Here is a 12777-nt window from a genome sequence, read left to right on the forward strand (position 1 = left end):
ACGTACTTATAACTGAATAACTCAACTATTCTTCGAGCACTCATCAAGACGCTTTCAGATGAAAAGTCAGGCAGAATTATTTTTGATATAACCCTCTAATTTTATGAAATTTTCTTTGCAAGTTTAGATACGCACGACCTTTGATACAGGTTATCCACAGAAAATGTGGATAAGCCCCCAAAACCCATACGCAACCAGAAACATAGCAACATAAGTGATCAATCGAATCGTCATGCATTGATCACGTGACTGACATGTTCTAATTTTAGAGTAAAGGCAGTGACCACAAACTTGGAGAGACGTACATGGATGTCTTAATGATCAAAGAAAATTACGATGAACTCCTGTCCGATGCACCTCTGGATTGGCTCGTTCAAGAACCAAAGGAAGTAACTTCTCATTGGCTCCCAACCGATTTTGGTATCAACGAAGAGTTGATTTAGCATGACTCGACTTATTTGACATTTGCAGAGACAAATAAAAAGAAAGGCGAACCATCTGGTTCGCCTTTCTTGTGATCTTCTAAACTTATCGCAAATGGTTATCTTCATCGCGTAGATAAATCATCCAATACCACATGCCAACAAATACGCCACCACCAATAATGTTTCCTATCGTAACAGGAATTAGGTTGTTTACGATGAACCCCATCATGTTTAAGTCCGCGTAGTTTGCAATATCTACCCCTGTCATTTGCCAAAACGCTTCTGGCGCAAAGTACTTAATACCAATCGCCATAGGTACTTGGAACATGTTCGCAATACAGTGCTCAAAACCTGCCGACACGAACATAGCCACAGGCAAAATCATGACCGCTATTTTATCTGTCAATGTTCGCCCACTAAACGTCATCCAAACTGCAATACAAACTAATACGTTACACATGATGCCAAGCGCAACAGCGGCAAAGAAACCATGATGTAATTTGTGTTGGGAGATCGCCATCGCGTTAAGACCAACTTGGCCATGATCAAACATATATTGCTTGGTAACTAGCATACAGGCCACGAGCAAAATGGCCCCAACCATATTGCCAAAGTAAACCACCAACCAGTTTTTGATAAGTGCTTGCCAAGAGATTTTTCCACTCGCACGCGCAACTAGTGTCAGCACAGAGCTAGTGAAAAGCTCGCCGCCAGTAACCACCACCAAAATCAAACCAAGGCTAAATGCCAGACCACCAATGAGTCGTGTAATGCCCCAAGGCAGCTCGCCTGCGCCTGTCGTCACTGTGGTATAGAAGATGAAAGCAATACCAATATGAAGCCCCGCAGAAATGGCGAGCAGAAAAGATTTGATTGGAGCTTTAGTTGCTTTGCCTACCCCCACTTCAGCCGCGCGTTCCGCAGCTTGTGGCGGTAATAGTGAGTCAAACTGATTAAAGTTCATTCTGGTGTAACATTTAGAAACATTTAAAGAGGCGCGGATAATCGCTCTATTTCCCTATTTTTTCAAGTGCTATTTGGCGTGTTTACTAAAATCGTTGTTATTGGGAGATCAAGCAATAAATAGCGCCTATCATTCGCTACCGTAAGTATCATTGATACTTAACAAGTATTCGGCCTTTCGAACAAAGATCCTGCGTTATATCAGCCTGATAGCGCCATACTTAACACTTCTTGTCGTTGAATGTTGCCCAACGCTACTTTTCAGACTAGCTTGGTAAAAAAAGCGCAAAGGAATCATTTATGAAATATTCAGCTGAACATATCGCCGAATTGAATCTACTTCTTCAGTTCGACCTAAGTAGTGCTGCAACTGGTATTAAAGTTCATACAGACGCGTCAGAAGAAATGCAGGCAGCCGTTGCTCGTCTATATAAGAAGCAACTTTGTACACAGCCTGACGGTGGTTATCTAACAGACGAAGGCATTGAAGTTGCAGAACATGCAGATAAGATTTTAAGAGTTTTGTCTGTGTAATTTGAACAAAAAACGCCACCGAACTCGGTGGCGTTTTTTAGTCCTATATTTTTCCTGTCGATGCCTGTGGCAATAATCGCTTTTTCATTTTGCTAAATGGTTGAACCTTGTCATACAACCAGTTAAAACCAGTGGCATAAAATAGGAAGAAAACGAGGAAGCCGGCTTCCAGCATTAGAGCTTGAAGAAGCGTAATTTCTAAGAACCAGGCAATCACAGGTAGAGAGATAAAGATCAATCCTCCCTCGAAACCAATAGTGTGTCCAAGCCGCATCGCTAAACTTCGCTCAGCTCGATTGCCACCAAACCACTTATCAAAGTACAAGTTGTAGATGTAGTTCCATATCACGGTATACATACTCAACCCGACCCCAACTAACGCGAGATCACTAGAGCCCTTTCCAGTGATCAATGAAGCCGCTGGTACAATAATCGCGAGTGCGATTAACTCAAAAAGTACTGCATGAAAAATTCGTTCGTTACGAGTCATATTTCTCTATCCAAATAGTTCTACTCAATGCTTAGAACTTTATCTATTATTTAGATAACCAAAAGTTAGATACCATCGGTTTAAGCGATATGTTTACCATCGAACAACTGCAAGCTTTCATTGCTACATCAGAAGCAGGATCATTTTCAGGAGCAGCTAGAAAACTGGGGCGAGCTCAATCTGTAGTGAGCCAGCACATCATGAATATGGAGATCGACTGTGGTGTTGAGCTTTTCGATCGATCAGGCAGGTACCCTAAATTAACAGAGAATGGCCTCGCGCTCGTACCTTATGCACAAGCAACAATCAGCCAACTCGACCGCCTAAACAATAGGGCATCACAGCTCTTTTCCACGCCAACGAACAAATTAGTCTTAGCTATTGATGAAGGGATTCCTCTGACTCGCTTGCCGGATGTGCTAAAGAAGTTAGAGCAACGCTTTCCACACTTACAAGTTGAATGCTTAACGGCATCAAGCCCTGATATCATTGAATTGGTTAAGTCGGAACGCGCCACGACTGGGATTATTTTGAGTGATTTACAAATGCCAAGACACATCGATTTCACCAATCTTGGCAATATTGCATTTGATGTCTATGTCTCTTCAACACATCCTTTAGCAAAGCAGCAAATCACTCACATTGATCAACTAAAACAACATCGTCAATTGGTCATACGATCCAAAAGTGCAGAGCCATGTGGCCTCAATCAAGCATTTAGCCCAGATATCTGGTACGCTGATAACTACTATATTTTGTTGGAATTGGCGAATAAAGGGTTTGGTTGGTGCTTTCTACCACAGCATTTAGTCGCGTATTCACCTAATACATTAAAAAAAGTTGGGGATGATTTCACAAAACTGGCTTGGCAAGTCAATGTTGACCTTATTCAGCACCAGAAATGGCATTCAGATCCCCTCCATCAACAAGCTAAAGCAGAACTGCTCAACCTATTCGGGCAGACATAAGTAAGTAGGAAGACCCAAATGGCAAATACATTGATCGTAGGTGCAGGCTGGCTCGGAACTCCGCTAGCAGAAACATTGATGAAAGATGGACACTATGTTGTCGTCACTCGTCGTAGCCAAACTCGATTAAAAGAGTTACCCACCTCATTAACTCACTCCGCATTGTTCGATTTCAATCAATTGAACGCCACAGCACGGCTAGATGAGCTGCTCAAACAGCATCAAATTACGCACGTTATCGGTGCTTTTCCTCCAGGATTTCGTAAAGGACGCGGTCAAGAATATGCACAGCAATGGCAAATACTTGCCAACGCAGCTAAGCAAAACAACGTTGAAAAACTTCTCATGATCAGCTCTACAACGGTTTACCCTAACCTTGCTTCCGATATGGAAGAAGCTGACGCGTCACTCTCTTTAGCAGCCGAAAGCCCTTATTTCTCTGACAATGCACGTATTATGCTTCAAGCAGAGCAGCATGTTATCGACTCGAATATTAGCTTTGTTATTCTACGTTGTAGCGGATTAATCGGGCCAGATAGACACCCATCTCGCTTTGCAGCAAGGCTTCAACAAGTTAGTCGTAAAGCACCAGCTAATATGCTTCATCAAGATGATGCTGTCTCGGCTGCGAAATTTGCCTTAGGCAATTTAAGCAACCAAGTCATTAACGTTACGACACCTCATACTGTCAGCAAGGCTGAGTTCTACCAAGCTGCCATAAACAAAATCGGAAGTGAGATACCTCTTCCCCCCGTCACAGAGCAAGCTGACAAGCGTATTCTTGCTGACAAACTACTCTCACTTGGTTATCGATTTCACTTCAATTCAACTTTGGATGCGCTATGAGACTCTATAGACATATAGAAACGCTTTGGGATTACATGCAACTCAAACATGAACTGAAGCCTGCGGACTGTTTGTTTGTAATGTGCAGTAATGATGTGCGTGTAGCGGAGCACGCTGCCAAGCTCTACCACCAAAAGTTGGCACCTTTGATTGTATTTTCAGGGGGTGAAGGTCGCTTCACAGATGGACTGTTTGAAAAAAGCGAGGCAGAAACCTTTGCCGAGATTGCAAAGTTGTCGGGCGTTCCAAGTGAAGCAATTTTGCTCGAGACTGAATCCTCAAACAGTGGAGAAAATGTTCGCTTTACTGAGCAACGATTAAAAGAGGAAGGAAAACAGTGTTCCTCGTTTATTCTGGTACAAAAACCGTTTATGGAGCGTAGAGCAATCGCGACATTTGAAAAACAGTGGCAGTCACCCTACACTCAGCTCCAAGTAAGCTCTGCGGCTCTTCCATTTTTTGAGTACATTAATGAAGACATGCCATTAATGATGGTGCTAGAAGCACTAATGGAAGATTTCTCTCGCGTAAAAAGCTATCCAGAGAAAGGATTTCAAACCGAGCAGAACATCCCTCAGCAAGTCGAATCTTCTTACCAGGCTTTACTCGAGCGATTTGGTTTTGACTTAGTCTAGCTTTTTCTAACCGACAAACAAAAAGCCACCAAGTACGGTGGCTTTTCTATATCAATACGGCTTATTTACCGAGCGCTTCTTTGTAATGTTGGCGGCATACGGAGACATACTTATCGTTACCGCCGATCGCAACTTGATCGCCTTCTTTAATTGCCACGCCGTGTTCATCGGTACGAATAACCATATTCGCTTTGCGGCCACAATGGCAGATTGTTTTGAGCTCAACCAGCTTGTCTGCCCAAGATAATAGATACTTACTGCCTTCAAAAAGTTCGCCTAGAAAATCGGTGCGAAGGCCGTAACACAATACTGGAATATGCAACTTATCAACGACTTCAGTAAGTTGATAAACTTGTTCTTTCGACAAGAACTGACACTCATCAACAAGAATACAGTGACGTTTTTCAACCTCATTCAGAGCTGCGATCTCCTGATACAAATTGGTATCCTGACGAAATAAATGTGCGTCAGATTGAAGACCAATACGAGAGCTCACTTTACCGACACCAAAACGATCATCTAGCGCAGCCGTAAAAATAACTGGCGTCATGCCGCGTTCTTGATAGTTGAAAGAGGATTGAAGAAGCGTTGTTGATTTACCCGCATTCATTGCTGAGTAATAGAAATACATCTGAGCCACAGAGCATTACCTAAAGTTAAAGTTTTAATTTATGGAAATGGAAAATAAAAGGGCTGAATTATCAGCCCTTTAAAAATGAAAATTCAATTACTTACGACGCCACGTTGTGCCTTCTGGACCATCTTCCAGAACAATGCCCATTTCGGTCAGCTTGTCACGAGCCATATCTGCATTCGCCCAATCTTTCGAAGCACGAGAGTCGTTACGCAGCTTGATCAGAGCTTCGATTTCAGCCACTTCATCATCGTTACCCGCATCACCTTTTAGGAAGGCTTCAGGATCTTGGTGAAGAATACCGATCACGTCAGCTAGTTCACGCATTAGCGCACCGAGTTCGCTCGCTTTCTCTAGGTTTTCTGTTTTCAGACGGTTAACTTCTCGCGCCATGTCGAACAGAACTGAGTACGCTTCTGGTGTGTTGAAGTCATCGTTCATCGCTGCAGTGAAGCGAGATACGTACTCTTCACCACCAGCAGGCGCCGCGTTTAGGTCTAAACCACGTAGAGATGTGTACAGGCGCTCAAGCGAAGCACGTGCTTGGTTTAGGTTATCTTCGCTGTAGTTTAACTGGCTACGGTAATGACCAGACATTAGGAAGTAACGCACTGTTTCAGCATCGTAGTGACCAAGAACGTCACGGATAGTAAAGAAGTTACCTAGAGATTTAGACATCTTCTCACGGTCTACCATTACCATGCCGCTGTGCATCCATGTGTTCACGTATTGTGTATCGTGTGCACAGCATGATTGTGCGATTTCATTTTCATGGTGTGGGAACTGAAGGTCAGAACCACCGCCGTGAATGTCGAAGTGGTTACCTAGGATTGAAGAGTTCATTGCTGAACACTCAATGTGCCAACCTGGACGACCAGGACCCCATGGTGACTCCCACGTTGGTTCACCCGGCTTAGACATCTTCCAAAGTACAAAGTCTAGAGGGCTGCGTTTTGCTGTTTCGATATCAACGCGCGCGCCAGCTTGAAGCTGATCAAGGTCTTGCTTAGAAAGCTTGCCGTATTCGTTGAACTTACCCACTTCAAACATTACGTCACCGTTATCTGCAACGTATGCAAAACCGCGCTCGATTAGCTTCTCAACCAATTCGATGATTTCAGCAATAAACTGTGTCGCACGAGGTTCAACGTCCGGACGTTTCATGTTCAGCGCATCAAAATCAGCGTGCATTTCACCAATCAAACGCTCAGTCAATGAATCGCAAGACTCACCATTTTCTGCGGCACGTTTGATGATCTTATCGTCGATATCTGTGATGTTACGTACAAACGTCAGATCATAGCCCAAGTAGCGAAGGTAACGTGATACAACGTCAAAAGAGACGAAAGTACGACCGTGACCAATGTGACAGAGATCGTAGATGGTAACTCCACAGACATACATACCGACTTTGCCAGCTGTAATTGGTTTGAATTCCTCTTTCTGTCTTGTGAGTGTGTTATATATCTTTAACATGATCTCTATCTATGATTGTGAATGAATAAAAGAAGATGAGTATATCAACTCCAACCTAGTTAGGTAATAGCAATTAACCGATAAAACGATAATCGGCTAAACTTCAAGCACAAAACGAAGAATTTCCTCTTCCTGAGTTTTTAAAGCACTAGAACTTAGGCTAGAATCTCGGGCTCAACACAACACAGTAAAGGAAAGTAGCATGATCACCCTTCACACTAATTTTGGTGACATCAAGATTCAACTAAACGAAGAGAAAGCGCCAGAGACAAGCGCAAACTTCCTTCAGTACTGCCGCGACGGTTTCTACGACAACACGCTTTTCCACCGTGTTATTGACGGCTTCATGATCCAAGGTGGTGGTATGGAGTCTGGTCTACGTGAAAAAGCGACTCGTGCACCTATCAAGAACGAAGCAAACAACGGCCTAAGCAACAAAGTGGGTACACTTGCTATGGCACGTACTATGGAGCCGCATTCAGCAAGCTCTCAGTTCTTCATCAACGTAAACAACAACACGTTTCTAGACTTCCGTAGCGAAAGCCTAGACGGTTGGGGTTACTGTGTGTTCGGTGAAGTAATCGAAGGCATGGACATCGTAAATAAGATCAAAGGCGTTAGCACTGGTTCTTACGGCATGCACCAAGACGTACCTCTAGAAGACGTAGTAATCACTGGTACAACAATTGAAGAGTAATTCTTAGGAATTATTTTTAAAAGATAAGTTAATGGGGAGGCATAGCTTCCCCTTATTTCTATGACGACATTATTTATTTCCGATCTTCACCTTACCCCATCACGTCCTGATATCACGGAATGTTTTGTGACGTTCATGCGAACAGAAGCAACAAAAGCTGATGCACTTTATGTACTCGGCGATCTGTTTGAGTTCTGGATTGGTGACGATGACAACACCCCTTTTGCAGACCAAATCCGTGCAGAATTTAAAGCACTGACGGATGCGGGTGTGCCAACTTTTTTCATCCAAGGCAATCGAGATTTTTTACTCGGCAAACGCTTTTGCAAAGAAACCGGTATGACATTACTCGACGATGTCTGCACGATTGATCTTTATGGTCAAAAAGCCGTAATCCTACATGGCGATACGCTCTGCATTGACGATGTGAAATACCAAGAGTTTAGAAAAACCGTTCACAAGCCATGGCTACAATGGTTGTTTAACCGTATTCCTTGGTTCATTAAGAAGAAAATTGTCTCAAAAGTTCAATCCGATATTCGTGATGATAAAATGAGCAAGTCATTAGATATCATGGACGTTAACCAAAATGAGGTCGAGAAAGTGATGTCTCAGAACTGCGTCAACATAATGATTCATGGTCACACACATCGCCCGAACACACATTTTTTTGACGTCGATGGCATTAAAAAGACCCGAATTGTTTTAGGGGATTGGTATACGCAAGGCTCAGTTTTAAAAGTAAATTCTGATAGTTTTGACCTGCAAACGAGACCGTTCATACAGAATTTGCGTTAAGCATGTAGAGCGTGTAGAAGATTCACGCTCAAGTCGTAGATATTTTGTAAAAAATCGCTATTATCATAATACTAAGTTAAACAGAACGAAGTACCTAATTGAAGTATTCTTACGTAGCTCGCCAACCGATTCTGGATAGAGAAAAACGAACCATAGGTTACGAACTCCTCTTTCGAGACGGCCCTAAAAATACCTTCCCTGAAGTAGAACCAGAGCTGGCTACTAGTCGACTGCTATCCGATCATTTTTTGTCGACGCATTACAACACATTAGGAAACAAACTTGGCTTTGTTAACTTTCCGCATCAAAGCTTGGTGAACTTGGTCCCAACTTTGTTTCCTAAAGAATCTCTCGTCATTGAAGTCCTTGAAGACTGCGAACCGACAGAAGAACTGTTAGAAGCCATCAAGCACCTTCATGAGTGCGGGTACAAAATTGCTCTGGATGATTTTGTTCCGACGAAAGCTTGGAAGCGTTTTCTTCCATACGTTTCCATGATCAAGTTTGATATTAGACTTGTGCCGATCAAGAAAGCTGCCATTTTTATTCAGGCGTTGAGCCCATTTAAAATCGACTTTCTTGCGGAAAAGGTAGAGACCTATGAAGAGTTTGAGCAAGCTCTAGAAGCCGGTTTTAACTATTTTCAAGGGTATTTTTTTAGCAAACCTGAGATGATCCAGAAAAAACGGTTGAACCCCGCGTTTCTTACCGTCATCCAACTTTGTAAAGAGATTGCTGATAAGCCCATCGACTTCAATGAGGTTGAACGTCTGTTTTCAATTGATGTGACGCTGTCATACAAGCTGCTTACTTACGTAAATTCAGGATATACATTAACGACTAAGATCAAATCGTTCAGACAGGCGCTTATTTATCTGGGTGAAGAGCGACTACGACGCTTTATTTCCTTAGTTGCAATTGCGTCCGTTCAAGAAGATAAACCTGACTCTCTTTACTCTTTAGCGATTCAGCGTGCACGAATGTGTGAACTGTTACTTAGTCAAATGAACACTAGGTATGACCCTGGGCAGGCTTTTTTGACAGGCATGTTTTCTTTACTCGGATCTTTGCTCGATCAACCGCTCTCGGATGTCATTGAAGATATCCCCGTTGACGAAGATATAAAACTCGCATTAACCAGTCGAAAAGGCGTACTTGGTCACTTACTTTCGATGACGATCGCCTACGAACAAGCGGACTGGGAGTTAGCCGAGCGATATTGCACCGTTCTTAAATTAACCGAACCTCAATTAGCAGACGCTTTTAATCAATCGACGGAATGGGCTCAAGAACTGCTGTCTCAAACGCCCTAAATCGCTATAATGCCTCACCTCCAGCCTCGCAATTGTGAGGTTGTTTGTTTTTACCGCTTAATTAATCGAGATTTCATTTTATGGCTTCTTCTTGCCCTTGCGGATCTAACCGCACCTACCAACAGTGTTGTGAAATTGCCCACAATAACCACGCTGACGTCACCACTCCAGAGCAGTTAATGCGCTCTCGTTACAGTGCGCATGTGTTAGGTCTAGTCGATTACGTGGTGAACACGTACCACCCAAGCTGTAATGCAGAAGAGCAACGTGAAGACATTGCCCAATCTATCGACAGCGATTGGTGCAAACTTGAAGTTGTAAAAACAGAAGCTGGCAGTAATGACAATGAAGGCTTTGTCGAGTTTAGCGCTTATTTTGATGAAGACGGCAAACGCTACTGTATGACAGAACGTTCTCGCTTCGTAAAAGAAAATGGGCTTTGGTACTACATTGACGGCACATTTCCTGAAGAAGAACCAGAACAGGATCCACGATTGAGCCAGCCAGTGAGTAGCCTAAAGCTAGGTCGTAACGATCCGTGTATCTGCGGAAGCGGTAAGAAGTTTAAGAAGTGTTGTGGGTAAAGGCATCCACGCCTAGCTTATTGAGTTCGCTTTAATGAGATTCCTGACCTCACCTAAGCTCGTCGGAATAACGTGAATATATGTACCTGTTTGAAGTAAATAACTCTACTGCAAGCACCATTAGAAAATATACCGTCATTCTGAACGGCGAGGAACGAGTGTGATTCAGAATCTAATCGCTACTAGCACTGTTGCCGGTTTTTACCCCGAATCAAGAACACTAAATTAAAAAAGCCCCTAGGCTCGAGAGCATAGGGGCTTTCACTTATCTATAGCAAGCTTACTTATGACGCTCTTTCAGTTTGTTCACTACGTCATTCATCGATAAGCCTTGGTCTTGAAGCAATACCATTAAGTGGTAAATCAAGTCTGCTGATTCACACACTAACTCCGCCTTATCGCCCGACGTCGCCGCAAGCGCGACTTCAACGCCTTCTTCGCCCACTTTTTGCGAAATACGCTTGGTGCCACGGGCATAAAGACTGGCAGTATAAGAGGAATCTGGGTCGGCACTCTTGCGGGCAGCCAATAGCTGCTCAAGTTGATGAAGCCACACCATTTGTGACTCCTCTTGAGGGTCCACATCCCAGCAAGTTGTGTTACCCAAGTGACACGTAGGACCAATGGGATTCACTTTCACCAGTAGCGTATCGTTGTCGCAATCGAGCTGCATGTTCACCAATTGCAATACGTTGCCAGAGGTCTCACCTTTCGTCCAAAGACGTTGCTTGGTACGAGAGAAAAACGTCACTTGACCTGTTTCGCCCGTTTTTGCCAACGCATCTTGGTTCATGTAACCCATCATCAGCACTTGGCTTGATTGAAAATCTTGTACGATGGCAGGTACCAGACCATCCACCTTTTCCCAGTTGATTCGCTCAGCTAGCGAACTTACTTCGGCGGCTTTCACACTCATAGTCGTACCTCAATGCCTTGTTGTTTCAAATACTGCTTTAGTTCACCAATATTGATGACTTGCTTGTGGAATACCGATGCGGCAAGCGCGCCATCCACATTTGCTTTTTGGTAGGCTTCTGCGAAGTGCTCCATGGCTCCTGCACCACCCGATGCAATCAATGGCACGTTACACACTTCACGCACCATATTAAGTTGTTCAATATCGTAGCCGTTACGCACGCCGTCTTGGTTCATCATGTTCAGTACGATTTCACCAGCGCCGCGTTTTTGTACTTCTTGCACCCAATCACGCGTTTCCCATTGAGTTGCTTTGGTGCGTTCTTCATCACCAGTAAACTGGTAAACCTGATACTTGCCGGTCTCTTTGTCGTAGTAAGAATCAATGCCCACCACGATACATTGCACACCAAACTTATCAGCAAGGTCAGTAATCAGTTGCGGGTTCGCCAATGCAGGTGAGTTGATAGACACTTTGTCTGCACCAAACTCAAGAATGCGCGCTGCATCTTCCGCTGATTTAATACCACCAGCCACACAGAAAGGAATATCAATCACTTCTGCAACGCGAGCGACCCAACTTTTATCGACGACACGACCATCACTTGAAGCGGTAATATCGTAGAACACAAGTTCGTCAGCGCCTTCTTCTGCATAACGCTGTGCCAGAGGAACGATGTCGCCAATGATCTCGTGATTGCGGAACTGAACGCCCTTTACCACTTGTCCATCACGGACATCAAGACATGGAATTATTCGCTTTGCCAGCATGCAAATGCCTCCTCTGCTGTGAACTTACCATCTAACAGCGCGCGACCAACAATCACGCCAGCCACACCGCTGCCTTTTAGTGCTTCGATATCCGCTAATGAGCCGATGCCGCCTGAAGATTGGAACTGCACTTGTGGGTACTGTTTACATAGGTCGACATAAAGCTCTACGTTTGAGCCTTCTAGCGTACCGTCACGAGAAATGTCCGTACAAAGCACGTGCTGCAAACCTACCGTCAGGTAATCGTTGATCAGAGCTTCGATAGTCACGCCTGAATCTTCTTGCCAACCAGAGATCGCCACTTTACGCGTGCCGTCTTGGTCGATGTTGATGTCTAGCGCGAGAACGATTTTCTCCGAGCCGTATTTTTCCATCCAACCTTTCACAAGCTCTGGTTGTTTTACTGCTGTAGAGCCAACCACAACGCGTTGAGCACCCGCTTCTAGCAGATCAATCACGTCTTGCTCGGTACGCACTCCGCCACCGATTTGGATGTTCGCTGGCGTGCTTGCTAGTAGCTTTGCAATTAAATCAAGTTGGCGTGCTGTCGTGTCTTTCGCACCAGTTAAATCCACCAAGTGCAACCAGTTAGCACCCGCTTGGTGGTACAAGTTGAACTGCTCTGCTGGGTCAACTTTGTACTCGGTTACTTGGCCGTAATCACCTTGATAAAGGCGAACCACCTGTCCTTCAATTAAATCAAGAGCTGGAATAATCACACTAAATCC

Annotated in this window: 16 protein-coding genes; 9 read left to right on the top strand and 7 right to left on the bottom strand. The window is 44.0% G+C overall.

Translation table 11 applies throughout. The features are described from left to right. The first annotated feature begins 317 nt into the window (after nt 1–317). On the top strand, nt 318–443 hold the full coding sequence (locus tag L3V37_RS24165) for a hypothetical protein (protein WP_254903806.1): 126 nt from the start codon (nt 318–320) through the stop codon (nt 441–443). Between the two features lie 85 nt (nt 444–528). On the opposite strand, the gene focA is transcribed toward L3V37_RS24165, so the two are convergent. Continuing rightward, nucleotides 529–1389, bottom strand: a complete 861-nt coding sequence (focA, locus tag L3V37_RS05795; RefSeq protein ID WP_054577945.1) for a formate transporter FocA — start codon at nt 1387–1389, stop codon at nt 529–531. A gap of 299 nt (nt 1390–1688) precedes the next feature. On the opposite strand from focA, the gene L3V37_RS05800 reads away from it, so the two are divergent. Continuing rightward, entirely contained in the window at nt 1689–1922 is a 234-nt protein-coding gene (locus L3V37_RS05800) for a TIGR02647 family protein (protein ID WP_005387662.1), read from the top strand. 43 nt (nt 1923–1965) lie between these two features. Here the strand turns inward: L3V37_RS05800 and L3V37_RS05805 are convergent, their stop codons facing one another. Beyond that, nucleotides 1966–2412, bottom strand: a complete 447-nt coding sequence (locus L3V37_RS05805; RefSeq protein WP_237305983.1) for a PACE efflux transporter — start codon at nt 2410–2412, stop codon at nt 1966–1968. 89 nt (nt 2413–2501) lie between these two features. Here L3V37_RS05805 and L3V37_RS05810 point away from each other — a divergent pair, with 89 nt between their 5' ends. The 3 genes from L3V37_RS05810 to L3V37_RS05820 are packed head-to-tail and all read left to right on the top strand — an operon-like array spanning nt 2502 to nt 4861. Then, the gene (locus L3V37_RS05810) at nt 2502–3380 is read left to right on the top strand and encodes a LysR family transcriptional regulator (protein ID WP_005378151.1); all 879 of its coding nucleotides are present in this window, start codon (nt 2502–2504) and stop codon (nt 3378–3380) included. 18 nt (nt 3381–3398) lie between these two features. Next, nucleotides 3399–4226, top strand: a complete 828-nt coding sequence (locus L3V37_RS05815) for an NAD-dependent epimerase/dehydratase family protein (protein ID WP_064353801.1) — start codon at nt 3399–3401, stop codon at nt 4224–4226. Beyond that, a complete protein-coding gene (locus tag L3V37_RS05820; protein ID WP_237305984.1) occupies nt 4223–4861 on the top strand; it encodes a YdcF family protein in 639 nt (212 codons plus the stop codon). The genes L3V37_RS05815 and L3V37_RS05820 overlap by 4 nt, the downstream gene beginning before the upstream one ends. A gap of 61 nt (nt 4862–4922) precedes the next feature. Here L3V37_RS05820 and L3V37_RS05825 read toward each other — a convergent pair whose 3' ends face one another. Both L3V37_RS05825 and cysS read right to left on the bottom strand, forming a co-directional pair. Then, nucleotides 4923–5501 carry a thymidine kinase gene (locus L3V37_RS05825; protein ID WP_005378154.1) on the bottom strand — a complete coding sequence of 193 codons (579 nt, stop codon included), beginning with the start codon at nt 5499–5501 and terminating at the stop codon, nt 4923–4925. 87 nt (nt 5502–5588) lie between these two features. Beyond that, a complete protein-coding gene (cysS, locus tag L3V37_RS05830) occupies nt 5589–6971 on the bottom strand; it encodes a cysteine--tRNA ligase (RefSeq protein WP_033905095.1) in 1383 nt (460 codons plus the stop codon). 202 nt (nt 6972–7173) lie between these two features. Between cysS and L3V37_RS05835 the strand changes: the two genes are divergently transcribed. The 4 genes from L3V37_RS05835 (at nt 7174) to L3V37_RS05850 (ending at nt 10363) form a co-directional block, all read left to right on the top strand. Continuing rightward, nucleotides 7174–7668, top strand: coding sequence for a peptidylprolyl isomerase (locus L3V37_RS05835; RefSeq protein WP_005378156.1), 495 nt, complete (start codon nt 7174–7176; stop codon nt 7666–7668). Nucleotides 7669–7728: 60 nt separating this feature from the next. Further along, nucleotides 7729–8466, top strand: a complete 738-nt coding sequence (lpxH, locus tag L3V37_RS05840; protein WP_005378157.1) for a UDP-2,3-diacylglucosamine diphosphatase — start codon at nt 7729–7731, stop codon at nt 8464–8466. A gap of 98 nt (nt 8467–8564) precedes the next feature. Beyond that, the gene (locus tag L3V37_RS05845) at nt 8565–9779 is read left to right on the top strand and encodes an EAL and HDOD domain-containing protein (protein WP_005378158.1); all 1215 of its coding nucleotides are present in this window, start codon (nt 8565–8567) and stop codon (nt 9777–9779) included. 80 nt (nt 9780–9859) lie between these two features. Further along, entirely contained in the window at nt 9860–10363 is a 504-nt protein-coding gene (locus tag L3V37_RS05850; protein ID WP_237305985.1) for a YchJ family protein, read from the top strand. 280 nt (nt 10364–10643) lie between these two features. Here L3V37_RS05850 and hisIE read toward each other — a convergent pair whose 3' ends face one another. From hisIE to hisA, 3 genes are read right to left on the bottom strand one after another with little or no spacing between them, the layout of a single operon-like run. Next, nucleotides 10644–11279 carry a bifunctional phosphoribosyl-AMP cyclohydrolase/phosphoribosyl-ATP diphosphatase HisIE gene (gene hisIE, locus L3V37_RS05855; protein ID WP_005533681.1) on the bottom strand — a complete coding sequence of 212 codons (636 nt, stop codon included), beginning with the start codon at nt 11277–11279 and terminating at the stop codon, nt 10644–10646. Further along, on the bottom strand, nt 11276–12049 hold the full coding sequence (gene hisF / locus L3V37_RS05860) for an imidazole glycerol phosphate synthase subunit HisF (protein ID WP_004749837.1): 774 nt from the start codon (nt 12047–12049) through the stop codon (nt 11276–11278). The genes hisIE and hisF overlap by 4 nt, the downstream gene beginning before the upstream one ends. Then, complete coding sequence (gene hisA / locus L3V37_RS05865) at nt 12031–12768, bottom strand: 1-(5-phosphoribosyl)-5-[(5-phosphoribosylamino)methylideneamino]imidazole-4-carboxamide isomerase (RefSeq protein ID WP_182016147.1); 738 nt, start codon at nt 12766–12768, stop codon at nt 12031–12033. Before hisA ends, hisF begins: the two co-directional genes overlap by 19 nt. Nucleotides 12769–12777: the final 9 nt, after the last annotated feature.

It is taken from the genome of Vibrio sp. D54 (genome assembly GCF_021728075.1).
GTDB classification, from domain to species: domain Bacteria; phylum Pseudomonadota; class Gammaproteobacteria; order Enterobacterales; family Vibrionaceae; genus Vibrio; species Vibrio alginolyticus.